The sequence below is a fragment of the Actinomadura sp. NTSP31 genome, from assembly GCF_041951385.1.
In the GTDB taxonomy this organism is placed as follows: Bacteria; Actinomycetota; Actinomycetes; order Streptosporangiales; family Streptosporangiaceae; genus Spirillospora; species Spirillospora napierensis.
On the sequence record NZ_JBGNUT010000024.1, the window covers coordinates 1 to 16,049 of the forward strand.

Below are 16,049 nucleotides of genomic sequence, written 5' to 3' on the forward strand. Positions count from 1 at the left end.
GGTCCGCCATGGCGACGACTCGCCGCAGGGTCAACGGGAGAAGACCCGGTCGATGACGCGGGCCGAGGCCTCGCCGTCGTCATGGGGGCAGTACTTGACGAAGAAGTCGTCGTACTTGCCGCTGTAGTCGTCCTCCATATCGGGGGCCGCGCGGACGGCCTCGGCGACCTCCTCGGACGTCGCGACGAGCGGCCCCGGCGCCTCCGCCTCCAGGTCGAGGTAGAAGCCGCGGACGTGGTCGCGGTAGCGCTCCAGGTCGTAGGTGTAGAAGACCATCGGACGGCCCAGGACGGCGTAGTCGAACATGGCGGACGAGTAGTCCGTCACCAGGACGTCGGCCGCCATGTAGAGGTCGGCGACATCGGGGTAGCGGGTGACGTCGATGACGAAGTCGTCGGACGCGACGTGGGCGCGGTCGGTGATGAGGTAGTGGGCGCGCAGGAGCAGGACGTGGTCGTCCCCCAGGACGCGCCGCATGGTCTCCAGGTCCAGTTCGAGGTGGAAGCCGCGGCGGTCGGTGGTGTGGTGCTCGTCGTCCCGCCAGGTCGGCGCGTACAGCACCACCTTCTTGCCTTCGGGGATGCCGAGGCGCTTACGGATGTCGGTGCCCAGGCGCTGCCATTCGGGGGTGCTCATGACGTCGTTGCGGGGATATCCCGTCTCCAGGATCTCGCCGCTGTAGTGGAACGCGTGCCGCATCACTTCCGTGGCGTACGGGCTCGGCGACAGCAGGCAGCTCCATCGGGGCACCTCCCGCTGGATCCAGTCGAGCTTCTCGGTGCGCCGGTAGGGCATGTCCTTCAGGTCGTACCCGAGTCGCTTGAGCGGGGTGCCGTGCCAGGTCTGCAGGTAGATCTGCCCCTCCCGCTTGACGAACCAGTGCGGCGCCCCGTAGTTCGTGACGATGTACCGTGCGCGCGCGAGCGTCCGGTAGTGCTCGCGTGTTCCGGCCAGGACGGTCCGGGCCTCGCCCTCCAGGGCGAACTGTCCGTCCTGGGAGACCCACACGCATTCGAGGTCGGGCCTGCGCTTGGCGAGCTCCTCGTAGAGAGCGCGCGGGTTGCAGCTGTACTGGGACGCGTTGTAGCTGTCGAACACCACGACGTCCGACAGGCCGCTGCGCAGGTAGACCGGGTAGTCGTTCTGCTGGAGGAGCCGCTGCGCGTGCCGTCCGCGCTCGTCCTCCGACAGGGCGGGACGGCTGTGGAGCTGCACCGCGTCGGTCTGGTGCACGCCCACCTCGAACTCGTGCGTGCTGACGCGCCGCCATTCGGGCAACGCGGGGATCGCGGCGCGCTCGACCACGACGGCGACGTTGCCGGACCGGGTGGGCGCGACCAGGTCCCAGGTGCCCTCGGCGAGGGGCAGGTCCGTGCCGAACACCGGCAGGCGGGCGGGCGTGAACGCGGCGGTGAACCGGTCGGCCTCCCACGTCAGGGGCACCTCGTGCGCCGCGCCCGACCGGCTGCAGCGCAGCACGAGGTGGTCGGGGCGGTCCTCGGGGTCCGCGAAGCCGCCGGTCAGCGTGAGGCGGCCCTCGGCGTCCCAGTCCGCGCGCGTGACCACGGGCCGGAAGCTGCGCTCCACGCCGCGCAGGTTCCCGTACGCGGTGCGGGTCAGCACGAACTCGCGGCCCCGCCAGGCGTATCTGGCCTCGCCGAGGTGCCCGGCCATGGTGAGCTTGAGCGGGCCGCCCTCGCCGTTCAGCCGGATGTCCCAGTCGATGGCGTCCAGCAGGTGCGGCCGGGCCGGGGTTCCGGCGGCGGGTGCCGACAGCAGGCCGTCCAGCGGCAGCGTGGCGGTGAAGCAGAAGCCGGTGCCCTCGGCCGCCGGCGTCACCGCCGCCGGGCGGACCGTGACGTCGCCGAACACCTCGGCCCCGCCGTGCCGCCGCGCCGCCATGATCGCGGCACCGGCGCCGAGGGCGCGGTTCGTCCACCCGGTCAGCTCCAGCGTGCCGCCCATCCGCCGGAACCCGGTGAGCACCGCCCTGGAGTTCTTCACGTGCACGGCGAACCCGCCGTCGCCGTCCGCCGGCTGTACCGCGACGTGCTCGGCGGGCTGCCGCGCGGCCGTCCACCGCACCCGCGGCGCGGCCGCCGCGATCCGCCGGACGGCCTTGTGCCCGGCCGTCGTCACCTCGGCGAACAGCTCCCAGGCGGCGGTCCGCCACTCCTCGCCGTCGCGCAGCGCCTCCGGGTCGACGCGGACCGCGAACCCGGACCACTCGTAGGAGACCAGCGCCTGCCCGGACCGTGCGGTGGCGTCGGGGCAGCGGGTCCGCTCGACCTCCAGCCGCACCTCCTGGCCGGTCCTGGCGTCGCGCAGCCACATCCGGATCCGGGAGTCGTGCACCGACGACACGTCGAGGCGGGCGAAGTGCGCGTGCCCCTCCAGCGTGAGGACGTCCCCGTCCCAGCCGGCCCGCTCCACCTGCGTCCACAGCTCGAACTCGTCGGTGACGTCGTACACCTCGTCGGGGACCGCGCGGCGCTCGTCGCCGAAGAACGGGTAGCGGGCGTACCAGCGCTGCCGCAGCCGGCCCTTCTGGACGAGCGGCACCTCGTCCAGCCCGCCCTCCTCGAACCGCAGCACCTCCAGCAGCTCGGGCAGCATCCGCTCGCCGAGCAGGTGCAGCTCCAGCCGCTTGATCGCCTCCAGCCCGGACGCCGCCGACGGGTCCGCCGCCGCGACGATCTCGCCGCCGAGCTCGACGAGCCGGCGGCGTTCCTGCTCGGACGCGGCGGGCAGCGCGTGCACGAGCGCGCGGACGTCCAGATCCAGCGCGTACATGTCGTAGGCGGGCAGCAGTTCGGGCGCGCGGTCGCGCAGGACGCGGCGCACCATTCCGAGCGCGGCCATCCGGTCGATGATGTCGCCGAGCTCCTGCCGTTCCCGCCCGTACGCGGCGGGGTGGTGCCGCCAGTAGTAGACGGTGGTGTCGAGGACGTCGACGGAGGAGGCGAGGACGTGGGTCTCCATCGCCACGGTCACGTCCTCGTACTGCATGGCGGGGAACTCGAACTGGTGGGCGTCCCAGAACGACCGGCGGAAAACCTTGTTCCAGACGGTCCGGTCTTGCAGGAGCACCGGGTGGTGGGCGATATGCGTGGACCGGACCGTCGCCGCATACGGTTCCGCGTGCAGCCAGGACTGCCATACGCCCTCGTCGTCGAGGCACATGACGTTGCCGCCGGCGATGTCGGACCCGGTCGACTCCATCGTCCCGACGAGCAGCTCGTACGCGTACGGCGGGACGGCGTCCTCACCGTCCACGAACGCGAGGTAGCGGGCTTCGGCGTGCCGGAGGCCGGTGTTGCGCGCCGGGCCGGCCCCCGCGTCCCCGTGCCGGACGAGCCTGAACCGGGCGTCGCGGTCCGCGAACCGCCGGGCGACGGCGGCGGTCGCGTCCCCGGCCCCGTCGTCCACCATGATCACCTCCAGGTCGCGCAGCGTCTGCCCCGCCAGCGACTCCAGGCATCCTTCGAGGTGGTCCTCGGCGGTGCGGAACGGTACGACGACGCTGATCTTCGGTGCCACGGGTTCTCCAGGGGTTGCGGGGTGGTGGTGCGCGCGCGGGACGGCCGGCCGCGCGGCGCCGCTCGGGACGGCGCCGCGCGGACGTCAGAGCACGCGGTCGAGGACGCGGGCGGCGGCCCGGCCGTCGTCGTGCGGGCAGTAGCGGGCGGCGAACGCGGCGCGCGCGGTGCGGTACCCGGACTCGATCGCGGCCGGCTCGGCGAGCGCGTCGATGACCTGCCGCGAGGTCCGCAGCAGCGGGCCGGGCGCCTCGGCGTCGAAGTCGAAGTAGAAGCCGCGCACGTGGTCGCGGTAGCGCTCCAGGTCGTAGGTGTAGAACAGCATCGGCCGGCCGGTGACGGCGAAGTCGAACATGGCCGAGGAGTAGTCGGTGACGAGCACGTCGCTGATCAGGAACAGCTCGGAGATGTCGGGGTAGACCGACACGTCGAGGACGCAGTCGCCGGGCCGCCACTTCGGCCGGTCGGTCACCAGGTAGTGGGTGCGCAGCAGCAGGACGTGGTCGTGGCCGAGCGCCTTGCGGAACCGCTCGATGTCCAGTTCGAGGCGGAACGCGCGCTTGCCGATGGCGAAGTGGAAGTCGTCCCGCCACGTCGGCGCGTACAGCACGATCCGCTTGCCGTCAGGGATGCCGAGGCGCCGCCGTACCGCCGTCGCGATCTCGTCGCGGTGCGGGCTGTTCAGGATGTCGTTGCGCGGATAGCCGCTCTCCAGGATCTCGCCCTGGTAGCCGAAGGCGCGCCGGAACAGCGGCACCGAGAACGCGTTCTGCGACAGCAGCACGTCCCACTGGGGGACGTCGTGCTGCATCCAGTCCATGCCCTCGGTTCGCTTGTAGGGCATCTGCTTGACGTCGTAGCCGAGCTTCTTCAGCGGCGTCCCATGCCAGCACTGCACATAGGTCTGGTCCTCGCGCTTGACGAACCATTCCTGCTGCGACCAGTTGCCGAACACATAGCGCGCCCGTGCGAGCGCCTCGTAGTGCTCCCGGGAACCGGCGAGGACAGTGCGTGCACCGGCCGGCTTACCGAACTGGCCGTTCTCGGTGACCCACACGCAGTCGACGTCCAGTTCCCTGCGCCGCAGCTCGTCGTAGATGCCGCGCGGGTTGCAGGAGTACTGGCGTCCCTTGTACGAGTCGAAAACAGCCAGGTCCCGTACGGGAAGGTTCAGGTGACGCCGGTAGTGCCCGGACCGGATCCGGGCCTGCGCATAGGGGCCGCGCTCGTCGTCGTTGAGGGCGGTCTGGATGTGCAGTTGGAGCTGGTCGGTCTTGTAGACGCGCACGTCGATCCGGTGCAGGCCCGTCTCGGTCGGCTCCGGCATGTGCCGCAGGGCGTGCCGGCGGACCACGACCGGACGCTCCGTCCCGCCGAGCGGCGCGAACACGTCCCAGCGGCCGGACACCAGCGGGCGCGACAGCCCCAGCACCGGCATCCGCTCGGGCGAGAACTTCGCGGTGAACCGGTCGCTCTCCCAGCGCAGCGGGACGGTGTGCTCCTCGCAGGACCGCCGCCGCCGCAGGACCAGGGCCTCCGGGCGGCCCGCCGGGTCCGCGCACGTGCCCGACAGCCGCAGCAGCCCGTCGGGCGACCACGACACCCGGTCGACGGCCGGCGCGCTCTCCCGCGCGACCACGCGCACCTGGTTGCGCCGGGTCCGCGCGACCTCCAGCTCCCCGCAGGGGGCCGGGTACACCGCGCCCGCCGCGTCCTCCTCCAGGTACGGGCGGACGCCGCCGGGCAGGCTGATCTCCCAGTCGCCGAGGTGCCGGGCGAGGCCGCCGATCGGCAGCTTCGCGCGGAAGCCGTACCAGCCGTCGGCGCCGTTCTCGGCCGGCTCGATCACGCCCGCCACCGTGGCCCGGCCCGCCTTCGGCACCGCGGTGACCCGCGCGCCGGCCTCCGGCGGCGTGCGGCTCCAGCCGTCCAGCCACAGCTCGTCGCCCTCCACGTGCGACCCGACGACGGTCGCGGCGGTCCGGCGGACCTGCAGGACGAACCGGCGCTTGGCCGCCACGCCCTGCACCAGCACGCCCGGCGCGCACTCCCGGTCGTCCGGCCACTGCCGGGCGGTCAGCCGCGGGTTCGCGAACGTCCGGCGGCGCCGCAGGCCCTTGTTGACGATCTCCACGCACGGGATCCAGTCGACGTCCCGCCAGCGGCCGAACATCTTCAGCGCGGACGGGTCGATCTCCGCGACGAACCCCGACCAGTCGTAGGACACCACGGACTGCCGGGTCCGCGCCGTCACGTCCGGCCGCCGCACCCGCTGGACCGGCACCCGCATCAGCCCGCGCCGGTTGGACGCCAGCAGCCACAGCCGGATGCGGGAGCCGTCCTCGCTGGAAGAGTCGAGGTGCCGGATGTAGGCGTGCCCTTCGAGCCGCAGCCGCCCGCCCACCCAGGTCGCCCGGTCGATCGCCGCCGCCGGCTTCAGCTCGTCGGTCACGTCGTACACGTGCAGGGGGACGCCGCATTCGGCGTCCTCGAAGAACGGGTACTCGGCGTACCAGCGGTGCCGCAGCCCGCGCCGTACCCGCGCGGTGTCGTGGTGCCTGCCCAGCTGGACGAACCGGAGCACGTCCATCAGCTCGGGCAGTTTCCTGTGGCACAGCAGGTGCAGTTGCAGCCGCGTCATAGACGAGAGCCGCTTGATGACGCGCGGGTTGACGCCCTCTGCGAGGGCCGCGCCCATCTCGACGAGTTCCTCACGGTTCTCGTCGTCCGTCCTGGGGAGGGCGTCGAGGACGACCCGCAGCTCGATGTCCACCAGCACGTGCTCGTCGTAGGTCGCGACGAGCTGCGGCGCGTAGGAGGCAAGGCCCTCTCGCACCACGCGCGCGGAACGCATGCGCTGGCAGAGGTTGTCCCAGTCGTAGCGGTCCTCGGTGATGGATCCCGGCCGCTTGCGCCAGTAGTAGACGGTGTCGCTCAGCACGTCCACGGACTCCGCCAGCGCGTGCGCGCGCGCCGTCACCGGAGGGTCCTCGTAGAAGCCGGCGGGGAACTCCAGGCCGGTACGGTCCCAGAACGCGCGCCGGTACACCTTGTTCCACGGCGTACGGTCGCGGATGAGCAGCCCGTGGGACGACACATGCGTCTTCAGGCGCGTCTCGGTGAACACCCCGCTGTGCAGCACGGACTGCCACGTCCGGTCGGCGTCCATACGCTCGACGTTGCCGCTCGCCATGTCCGACCCGGTGCGCTCAAGGGAGCCGACCATCCTGCTGTAGGCGTCGCGCTCCACCACGTCGTCGGCGTCGGCGAACGCCAGGTACTCCCCCTTGGCCAGCCGCACCCCGGCGTTGCGGGACGGGCCCGGCCCCTCGTTGTCGCGCGCCAGCAGCCGGAACCGGGGGTCGCGGTCGCACATCTCCTTGGCGATCACCGCCCCGTTGTCGTCCGACCCGTCGTCCACCATGATCACTTCGAGGTCGCGCAGCGACTGCCCGGCGATCGACTCCAGGCACGCGCGCAGGTACTCCTCGGTGTTGTGGAACGGGACGACGACGCTGAGCTTCGGGGACATGCGGCCTCCAGGTCGGTTGGACGAGGGCACCGCCGAGCCAGAGCGGAAACCCCGCCACACCGAGCATGGTGACGTGAAGTGATCACACGAACACGGATCGCCATTGCCAGGACGTCCCCTTGCGCAGACTTGACCCGCCCTGGCATCGCTTTACCGGGACCTGACCCGGCGCCCGGGGCACGACCCGGGCTACGACCCGGTCCATGGGGCGGCCGCGGGACGTCAGGCCGGGCGGATCCCCGGCGTGCCGGTGCCGAGCTCCGCGATCGCCGCGCGGACGCCGGCCGCCAGCGCCTCGAACTCCTCCGCACGCGGCGACGTCGACCGGAACCCCAGTCCGATCCGCCGGAACGGCGCCGGGTCGGCGAACCGGTGCAGCGCCAGGTTCGGCGCCCGCCGCGTCTCCACCGGCAGCGCCGTCTCCGGGACCAGCGTCACGCCGAGCCCTCCCGACACCAGCTGGACGAGCGTCGCCAGGCTCGTCGCGTACGTCGCCGACGGCGCCCGCGCGCCGACCTCGCGGCAGACGTCCAGCGCCTGGTCGCGCAGGCAGTGGCCCTCGTTGAGCAGGATCACGTCCAGCTCGTTCAGCGCGTCGCGCGGCACGTCCTCGGCCCCCAGCCGGGACGACGCGGGCGTGACCAGCACGAAGTCCTCGTCGTAGAGGGGCAGCTCGGTGACGCCCTGCGCCGGCGCGGGCAGTGCGAGCAGCACCACGTCGAGGCGGCCGGCCATCAGCTCGGCGACGATGTGGTCGGTCTGCTCCTCGTGCACCGACAGTTCGAGGCCGGGGAACTCCCCGGCGAGCCGCGGCAGCACGACCGGCAGCAGGTAGGGCGCGACGGTCGGGATCACCCCGACGCGCAGCGGCCCCACGAGCGGGCCCCGGACCGCCCTGACCTCCTCGACCAGCCGGTCCAGCTCCGCCAGCACGTTCTCGGCCCGCCGCGCGACCCGCTCGCCCGCCGGCGTCAGCAGCACCCTGCGGGTCGTCCGCTCGACGAGCCGGGTGTCGAGGCTCTCCTCCAGCGCGGCGACCGAGCCCGACAGCGCCGGCTGGCTCATCCGCAGCGCGGCGGCGGCGTCCCGGAAGTGCAGATGCTCCGCCAGCGCCAGGAACGCCCGCAACTGCGACACCGTCGGCCTGCTGATAACCGTCTCCTATCACTACGACACCGATGGATAACCGCGACGTCACGATACCCGGCGGCCGCGCAGGGCCCCGAACATCACTTCCGTCGGGCGAGCAACAGACGGCGGGCTCGCGAGTGTAAGAGGTGTGGAAACCGACATAGTGGCGAACATGCGCCACCCCCGCCGCGCGGCCGACGCCGCCCTGGAGGCAGACGCCTCCGAGGCGGACGACCGCGCCGCGGCCACGGCCGCCCTGGTGGCCCTGTTCCGCGAGCACCAGCTCGCGCTGGCCCGCACCGCCCTGATGATCGTCGGGGACCGGGCCACCGCCGAGGACGTCGTGCAGGACGCCTTCATCGACCTCTACCGCCGGATCGACCGGCTCACCGACCACGACCGGATGCTGCCGTACGCGCGCGCCGCCGTGGTCAACAAGTGCCGCACGGTCCTGCGCCGGCGCAAGCTGGCGTTCCGGGCGGGACGCACGCACGAGCCGCCGGTGTGGTCCGCCGAGGCGGCGGCCATGCTCGGCGAGGAGCGGCGCGAGGTCTTCCTCGCGCTGCGCCGCCTGCCGCACCGCCGTCGCGAGGCCCTGGTGCTGCGCTACTACCTGGACCTGGACGAACGGGAGATCGCCGACGTCATGGGGATCGGCGTCGGCACGGTCCGGTCCACCGTCTCGCGGGCGCTCGCGTCGCTCGCCGACCTGCTCAAGGAGGACTCATGACCAGGACCGAAGAGCGGCTCCGCGACGCGTTCGGCGCCGCCGCCGAAAGCATCCCGGACGGCACCCTCGCCCCCGTCACCGTTCCGTCGCCGCGGCGGCGCCGCCGCCCGTGGACGGTGCCCGTGGCGGTCGCGGGCACGCTGGCCGCCGTCGTCGTCGGCGGCACAGCGCTGGGCGGCTCGCTCCCGCACGCCTCCCACAGCGGCCCCGCCGCGGGCCCCGGCGGGCCCCGGCACGTCGTCGCGATCCGCGGCGGGCACGCGGCCGTCGAGGACGCCGCCGCCGGGAGCCTCACGAAGGTGGCCGCCCTCGGAGGCCGCTACGCGGCGGTCGCCGCGGCGGGCGACCGGCGGACGTTCTTCCTGGCCGCCGACGAGGGCGGCGACTCCTATGCCTTCTACCGGGTCACCCTCGCCAACGACGGGACGCCGTCGGCACCGAAGCGGCTCTCCGGCGGGAATGTCCGGCTCGACTCGGGGTTCGGCAAGCCGGAGAACCTCGCCGCCAGCCCCGACGGCTCCCGGCTCGCCGTCGTCGGCACCGCCGGCGGCCGCTCCGAGGCCGTCGTCATCGACGTCCGCACCGGGAGCCACCGGACCTGGAGCACCCCCGGCGAGGGGACCGTCACCAGCGCGACGTGGGCGCCCGACAACCGCACCCTCGGCTTCCTCCAGGCGCCCGGCGCCGTCCCCGACCGGGCGGTGCTGCGGCTGCTCGACACCGGCCGCCCCGGCTCCGACCTGCTGGCCTCCCGCGTGGCCCGCTCGGCCGAGGTCACCGGAACCCAGGTGGAAGGGCTCATCAACGTGTTCGTCCTCAACCCCGACGGGCGGACCGCGACGGCCCAGATCCAGGGCACCAAGCACGGCCGGAAGGACGACGCCGCCTTCGTCCTGGCCACGCTCTCGACGGGGACCTGGCAGCCGACGGGGCGGGGCGTCCAACTGCCCGGCGACTCCTTCTTCGTCAAGGCCGACGGCTCCGGCGAGCACGTCCTGCAGCTCATCGACGGCCGACCCGGACGCGTCGACGGCGCCGCGTTCACCTGGCTGAGCGGCTCCGCCGACTACGACGACCTGGCCTGGTGACCCACCGGCGGGGCGGCTGCCGGGGGCGCCGCCCCGCCCGGCGCGCCGGCTGCGGCGTGTCCGTGTGGTATCAAGCCCGGGTGTCCGACGATCCCGCCCGGCGCCCGGGCTACCACCACGGCTCACTGCGCGCCGCGCTGACGGCGACGGCCCTCGACCTGCTGGACGAGGGCGGCCTGCCCAACGTCTCGGTGCGGGAGGCGGCGCGGCGCGCGGGGGTGTCGCCCGGCGCCCCGTTCCGGCACTTCGCCGGCAAGGAGGCGCTGCTCACCGCCGTCGCCGCGCGCGTCCTGGAGGACTTCGGCGAGTGGCAGCGGGCGGCGCTCGCGCAGGCCCGTCCCGACCGTCCGGCCATGTGGACGTTCGGGCACGCCTTCGTCCGGTACGCCGCCCGGCACCCGCACCGGTTCGAACTGCTGCGCACCACCGTCTACACCTCGGACCCGGCGCCGGAGGTCCGCGAGGGCATGCGGGCGGTCGAGCGGCAGGTGACCGATCTCATAGCGGCGGGGCAGAACGCCGGCATGCTGCGGGCGGGCGATCCGCAGCTGGTGATCCTGGCGGCGCACGCGCTGGTCTACGGGCTCTCCCAGATGGTCGTCGACGGGTTCCTGCCCGCCGAGCACGCCGGGGAGCTGGCCGAACAGGTCCTCGACACGTTCGGGAAGGGCATCGGGCCGGGCACCGCGCAGGCCTGAGACAGGCACCGCCGCGGGGCTGATGCCGACCTCGCCGCGAGGCATTGACGGCGGCGCACGGCCCTGATGTAATCGGCGATTACATTCGCCGGATGACAGGGGTCCCCATGCCGTTCGAGCAGCCCATCGCCACGGGCCGGATCACCGTGCACGCCTCCCCCGCCGCGGTCTACCGGATCGTCAGCGACCCACCGGTCATGGTCACGTTCGCGGAGGAGGCGTACCGCGCGCGCTGGCTCGGCCGCACCGTCCGGGCCGCCGTCGGCGCCCGGTTCCGCGGCTACAACCGGAAGGGCCGCCGCCGCTGGTTCACCAACTGCACCGTCACCGACGTCCGCGAGAACGAGCGGTTCGCCTACGACGTCGACGCCCCGTTCGGGCTGCCGATCTCCCGCTGGCAGTACGACATCGCACCCGCGGAGGACGGCGCGGGCTGCACCGTCACCGAGACGAACTGGCTGCGCGTCCCGCCGTGGTTCATCCCGCTCGCCATCGCGCTGACCGGCACCGCCGACCGTCCCGCTCACAACGCCCGTAACATCGCCACCACGCTCGGCCGGCTCAAGGCGCACCTGGAGGGCGCGAGCGAGGACCAGCCGAGCACCTAGGCGACCTCCAGGCTCTGCCGCTACGGAGAGTGTTCGCCATTGGAGGCTCCGATGTGATCTCCATCATCGGCCGACACCGTCTCACAGTCGATCTGCCTGTCTTTGTGCAGGTCGATCCATATATGCGAGGATCCGATAAGAACCTCCTATCAATCCGTTGCGATAGATCGATTTCTCTTTTCCCTGCTCCTGCGGCACGCTGAGTGACATCGGCCGCCCGGACGCCACCGTCGTCGCGGCGGCCCTCCCACGCCTCTCCGGACGAGAGGCGACCCCTTTCCGTGACAAAGGAGCATGCGTGCTTACCGTCGGTGACCAGTTCCCCGAGTACGAGCTGACCGCCTGCGTCTCGCTGGACCCGGACAGCGCCTTCGAGACGATCAACCACAAGTCCTACGAGGGCAAGTGGCGCGTCGTGTTCTTCTGGCCCAAGGACTTCACCTTCGTCTGTCCGACCGAGATCGCCGAGTTCGGCCGCCTCAACGAGGACTTCGCCGACCGCGACGCCCAGGTCCTCGGCGCGTCCGTCGACAACGAGTTCGTCCACTTCGCCTGGCGCAAGGACCACCCCGACCTGCGCGAGATCCCGTTCCCGATGCTGTCGGACCTCAAGCGCGAGCTGTGCGAGGCCCTCGGCATCCTCACCGAGGACGGCGTCGCGCAGCGGGCGACCTTCATCGTCGACCCGAACAACGAGATCCAGTTCGCCATGGTGACCGCGGGCTCCGTCGGCCGCAACGTCAAGGAGGTCCTGCGGGTCCTCGACGCCCTGCAGAGCGACGAGCTGTGCCCCTGCAACTGGAACAAGGGCGAGGACACCCTCGACGCCACCAAGCTGCTGGCCGGGGCCTGATCGTCCCGGTCCACCCCGCCGGCCGGCCCGCGCGGCGCCTGCGCGCCCGCCGCGGCCGGCCCGGCCCAGGCGGCCGGTCCGCGTCGCGCGGCCGGCCGTCCGCACGAAAGGACTCACCATCATGAGCGTTGACGCGCTGAAGGGCGCCCTCCCGGGCTACGCCAAGGACACCAAGCTCAACCTCGGCTCGCTGACCTCCACCTCGCAGCTCACCGACCAGCAGCTGTGGGGGACGGTGCTGGCCTGCGCGCTCGCCACCCGGAGCGCGACCGTCATCCGCGAGCTGGCCGAGGAGGCCGGCGACTACCTGTCCGCCGAGGCCTTCGAGGCGGCCAAGGGCGCCGCGTCGATCATGGCGATGAACAACGTGTACTACCGCGCCACGCACCTGATCGGCGACGAGACGTACGCGACGCTGCCCGCCAAGCTGCGGATGTCGATCATCGGCAAGCCGGGCGTGGACAAGGTCGACTTCGAGCTCTGGTGCCTCGCCGTGTCGGCGATCAACGGCTGCGGCCGGTGCCTGGAGTCGCACGAGAAGGTCGTCCGCGAGGCCGGCCTGTCGCGCGAGCTCGTCCAGGAGGCCCTGCGCATCGCCGCCGTCGTGAACGCGGCCGCCGCGACCCTCGACGCCGAGGCCGCCCTGGCTCCCGCGACCGTCTGACCGACGACCGTCCGGCATCCGCGACCGTCCGACACCTGCGGGCGTCCGACACCGGCGCGGATGATCCACGCGACGTATGAGGCCCGGGTGCGATTCCGCACCCGGGCCTCACGCGTCCGCGATCCCGCCGCACGCACCCGACTGCCGGCGGCGTGGAGAGGCCCGGGTGCCGTCCTTCGCACCCGGGCCCTCACACGTCCCCGACGGCGGGGATCACTCCCACTCGATGGTGCCCGGCGGCTTGGACGTGATGTCGACGGCGACCCGGTTGACCTCGCGGACCTCGTTGGTGATCCGCGTCGAGATCCTCTGCAGCAGGTCGTACGGGAGCTTCGCCCAGTCGGCCGTCATGGCGTCCTCGCTGGTCACCGGGCGCAGCACGATCGGGTGGCCGTAGGTCCGGCTGTCGCCCTGCACGCCCACCGACCGGACGTCGGCCAGCAGCACGACCGGGAACTGCCAGATGTCGCGGTCGAGCCCGGCGCGGGTCAGCTCCTCGCGGGCGATCGCGTCCGCGTCGCGCAGGATGTCCAGCCGGTCGCGGGTGACCGCGCCGATGATCCGGATGCCGAGGCCCGGGCCGGGGAACGGCTGCCGCCAGACGATCTCCGACGGCAGGCCGAGCTGCTCGCCCAGCGCGCGGACCTCGTCCTTGAACAGGCTCCGCAGCGGCTCGACCAGCTTGAACTGCAGGTCCTCCGGCAGGCCGCCGACATTGTGGTGCGACTTGATGTTGGCCGCGCCGGTGCCGCCGCCCGACTCCACGACGTCGGGGTACAGCGTGCCCTGGACGAGGAACTCGACCGGCTCCGCCGCGTTCTCGCCGACGATCTCGCGGGCCGCCTCCTCGAACACCCGGATGAACTCGCGGCCGATGATCTTCCGCTTCTCCTCCGGGTCGCTCACCCCGTCCAGCGCGGCGAGGAAGCGGTCCTGCGCGTCCACGACGTGCAGGTTCACCCCGGTCGCCGCGACGAAGTCCTTCTCGACCTGCTCGGGCTCGCCTTTGCGCAGCAGCCCGTGGTCGACGAACACGCAGGTCAGCTGGTCGCCGATGGCGTGCTGGACGAGCGCGCCGGCGACCGCCGAGTCGACGCCGCCCGACAGCGCGCAGATCGCCCGCTTCCCGCCGACCTGCTTCCGGACGGCCTCGATCGACTCGTCCGCGATGTTCACCATCGTCCAGTTCGGCCGGCAGCCCGCACCCTCGTAGAGGAACCGCCGCAGGATCTCCATGCCGTTCTCGGTGTGCAGCACCTCGGGATGGAACTGCACGCCGAAGAAGCCGCGCTCCCGGTCCTCCATCCCGGCGACCGGCGTCACGTCCGTGCTCGCCGTCACCGTGAACCCGGTGGGCGCCTCGCGGACGAAGTCGCGGTGCGACATCCACACCGCCTGCTCGTTCGGCAGCCCCGCGAACAGCATCCCGGGCGAGGTCACCGCGACGGTCGCGCCGCCGTACTCGGCGACGTCGGAGTTCTCCACCGTCCCGCCGAGCGCCTGGGCCATCACCTGGTGGCCGTAGCAGATCCCGAGCGTCGGCACGCCCAGGTCGAACAGGCCGTCCGGCGCCGCCGGAGCCCCCTGCTCGTACACCGACGCCGGCCCGCCGGACAGGATGATCGCCTTCGGCCGCTTGGCGAGCATCTCCGCCGCCGGCATGGTGGACGGCACGATCTCGCTGAACACATGGCACTCACGGACCCGCCGCGCGATCAGCTGCGCGTACTGCGCGCCGAAGTCGACGACGAGAACGGTGTCAAAGGACTGGTCTACGGCCACCAACACGCCTTTCGCACGGGCCCGGAAAGACCTCCAGTCTACGGGGCCCCATCCAGGGCCGATGCGCGCGCCCGGGTCACGCCGGTCACATTGGGCGACTGGCCGAAAACGGTCGGCATCCGTTTACCTTGATCACACGCGCAGCAGGAGTTCTCTCTGATACGTCTTGATAACGCCCTGTGTCCAGTCGCTGTCCGTACGCATTCAGCGTCCTCCCCTAGGAGTGTCGTGAAGCTGCTCGCCGCCGCCGCCCTGATCGCCGCCCTCGTCCCCGCCGTGCCGACCGGTCCGGCCGGCTCGGGCGCCGCGGCCGGGCGAGCACGCCCCGACGCCGGCCCCGCCGACCGCACCGCCGCGGGCTCCGCCTCGGGTCCCGCCGCGGCTCCCGCTGCGCGCCCCGACGCACGCTCCGCCGGCGCGCGCGCCGCGCAGGCCCGCCGCGTCGCCCCGGAGGCCTGCGCCGCGCCGCTGGACCGGTTGCGCCGTCCCGACGCGCACGTGCGGGAGCGCAACACCCTCACACCGGCGGAGTCCGCGAGCGTCGAGCAGCGTCTCGGCCGGGCCCTGGACGGCCTCGGCCTCGGCTCGCTGAACCGCCCGGACGACCAGTCCACCCCGTCCGACCTGCGCGCCGCCGGCAACATCAGCGTGCCGGTGTACTTCCACGTCCTGCACGACGGCTCCGCGGGCAACGTCCCCCCGTCGGTCGTGAAGCGGCAGATCAGCGTGCTGAACGCGTCGTACGGCGGACGGTACGGGGGTGCGAACACGCGCGTGGCCTTCCACCTGAAGAAGATCGACCGCACCGACAAGGCGTCCTGGTTCGACGAGCCGGAGCGCTACGAGGGCACCTACAAGCCGAAGCTCCGCAAGGGCGGCAAGGGAACGCTGAACCTCTACAGCGCCCGCATCGGCGGCGACCTGCTCGGATGGTCGACCTTCCCGTGGAAGTACAAGGCCGAGCCGAAGATGGACGGCGTCACCATCCACTACGGCAGCATGCCGGGCGGCCCGATCGACCACTTCAACCGCGGCTTCAGCGCGACCCACGAGGTCGGCCACTGGCTCGGGCTGTACCACACGTTCCAGGACGGCTGCGGCGGCCAGGGCGACCGGGTGTCCGACACCCCGGCCGAGCGCGACCCCACCAACGGCTGCCCGTCCGGCAAGGACACCTGCCCCGCACGCGGTAATGACCCGATCCACAACTTCATGGACTACAGCTACGACACGTGCATGACGTCGTTCACCGCCGGACAGGGCGCGCGCATGCACAAGGCCTGGGCCGCCTACCGCCGCTGACGATCTCCCACCGCGGCCACGCCACAGGACCGGCCGGCCGGTCGGACAATTCCTCGGCGTGCTGACGCCCCCGCCGCAACCGCGCCTCCCTAGGGCAGACCGCCCAGTCGGGTACTTCCTCG

General features: G+C 72.4%; 11 protein-coding genes. 7 read left to right on the forward strand and 4 right to left on the reverse strand.

Going from position 1 to position 16,049, the window contains the following annotated elements:
* Positions 1 to 30: 30 nt before the first annotated feature.
* The 3 genes from ACA514_RS33010 to ACA514_RS33020 form a co-directional block, all read right to left on the reverse strand.
* Entirely contained in the window at positions 31 to 3,540 is a 3,510-nt protein-coding gene (locus tag ACA514_RS33010; protein WP_375045195.1) for a CDP-glycerol glycerophosphotransferase family protein, read from the reverse strand.
* A gap of 84 nt (positions 3,541 to 3,624) precedes the next feature.
* Positions 3,625 to 7,071 (reverse strand): CDP-glycerol glycerophosphotransferase family protein, encoded by a 3,447-nt coding sequence (locus ACA514_RS33015; RefSeq protein ID WP_375045196.1) that lies wholly within the window; start codon positions 7,069 to 7,071, stop codon positions 3,625 to 3,627.
* A 222-nt stretch (positions 7,072 to 7,293) separates the two neighbouring features.
* Positions 7,294 to 8,208: a LysR substrate-binding domain-containing protein gene (locus ACA514_RS33020; protein ID WP_375045197.1), complete on the reverse strand. Its 915-nt coding sequence runs from the start codon at positions 8,206 to 8,208 to the stop codon at positions 7,294 to 7,296.
* A 166-nt stretch (positions 8,209 to 8,374) separates the two neighbouring features.
* On the opposite strand from ACA514_RS33020, the gene ACA514_RS33025 reads away from it, so the two are divergent.
* The 6 genes from ACA514_RS33025 to ACA514_RS33050 all read left to right on the forward strand — a co-directional run bounded on the left by ACA514_RS33025 (position 8,375) and on the right by ACA514_RS33050 (position 12,843).
* Positions 8,375 to 8,932, forward strand: a complete 558-nt coding sequence (locus ACA514_RS33025; RefSeq protein WP_375045198.1) for a SigE family RNA polymerase sigma factor — start codon at positions 8,375 to 8,377, stop codon at positions 8,930 to 8,932.
* Complete coding sequence (locus ACA514_RS33030; protein WP_375045199.1) at positions 8,929 to 10,020, forward strand: hypothetical protein; 1,092 nt, start codon at positions 8,929 to 8,931, stop codon at positions 10,018 to 10,020. Before ACA514_RS33025 ends, ACA514_RS33030 begins: the two co-directional genes overlap by 4 nt.
* An 80-nt stretch (positions 10,021 to 10,100) precedes the next feature.
* Positions 10,101 to 10,718: a TetR/AcrR family transcriptional regulator gene (locus ACA514_RS33035; protein ID WP_375045200.1), complete on the forward strand. Its 618-nt coding sequence runs from the start codon at positions 10,101 to 10,103 to the stop codon at positions 10,716 to 10,718.
* Between the two features lie 92 nt (positions 10,719 to 10,810).
* Positions 10,811 to 11,326, forward strand: coding sequence for an SRPBCC family protein (locus tag ACA514_RS33040; protein ID WP_375045201.1), 516 nt, complete (start codon positions 10,811 to 10,813; stop codon positions 11,324 to 11,326).
* 298 nt (positions 11,327 to 11,624) lie between these two features.
* On the forward strand, positions 11,625 to 12,179 hold the full coding sequence (locus ACA514_RS33045) for a peroxiredoxin (RefSeq protein ID WP_344271900.1): 555 nt from the start codon (positions 11,625 to 11,627) through the stop codon (positions 12,177 to 12,179).
* Between the two features lie 121 nt (positions 12,180 to 12,300).
* The gene (locus ACA514_RS33050) at positions 12,301 to 12,843 is read left to right on the forward strand and encodes a carboxymuconolactone decarboxylase family protein (RefSeq protein ID WP_375045202.1); all 543 of its coding nucleotides are present in this window, start codon (positions 12,301 to 12,303) and stop codon (positions 12,841 to 12,843) included.
* A gap of 213 nt (positions 12,844 to 13,056) precedes the next feature.
* Here ACA514_RS33050 and guaA read toward each other — a convergent pair whose 3' ends face one another.
* Positions 13,057 to 14,631, reverse strand: a complete 1,575-nt coding sequence (guaA, locus tag ACA514_RS33055) for a glutamine-hydrolyzing GMP synthase (protein ID WP_375045203.1) — start codon at positions 14,629 to 14,631, stop codon at positions 13,057 to 13,059.
* Between the two features lie 222 nt (positions 14,632 to 14,853).
* On the opposite strand from guaA, the gene ACA514_RS33060 reads away from it, so the two are divergent.
* Positions 14,854 to 15,927 carry a zinc metalloprotease gene (locus ACA514_RS33060; RefSeq protein WP_375045204.1) on the forward strand — a complete coding sequence of 358 codons (1,074 nt, stop codon included), beginning with the start codon at positions 14,854 to 14,856 and terminating at the stop codon, positions 15,925 to 15,927.
* The last annotated feature ends 122 nt before the right edge of the window (positions 15,928 to 16,049 follow it).

Coding starts and splice junctions, on each gene's coding strand:
- ACA514_RS33015 (WP_375045196.1), bottom strand. CDS start 7,071: ATGTCCCCGAAGCTCAGCGTCGTCGTCCCGTTCCACAACACCGAGGAG.
- ACA514_RS33050 (WP_375045202.1), top strand. CDS start 12,301: ATGAGCGTTGACGCGCTGAAGGGCGCCCTCCCGGGCTACGCCAAGGAC.
- ACA514_RS33040 (WP_375045201.1), top strand. CDS start 10,811: ATGACAGGGGTCCCCATGCCGTTCGAGCAGCCCATCGCCACGGGCCGG.
- ACA514_RS33025 (WP_375045198.1), top strand. CDS start 8,375: ATGCGCCACCCCCGCCGCGCGGCCGACGCCGCCCTGGAGGCAGACGCC.
- ACA514_RS33030 (WP_375045199.1), top strand. CDS start 8,929: ATGACCAGGACCGAAGAGCGGCTCCGCGACGCGTTCGGCGCCGCCGCC.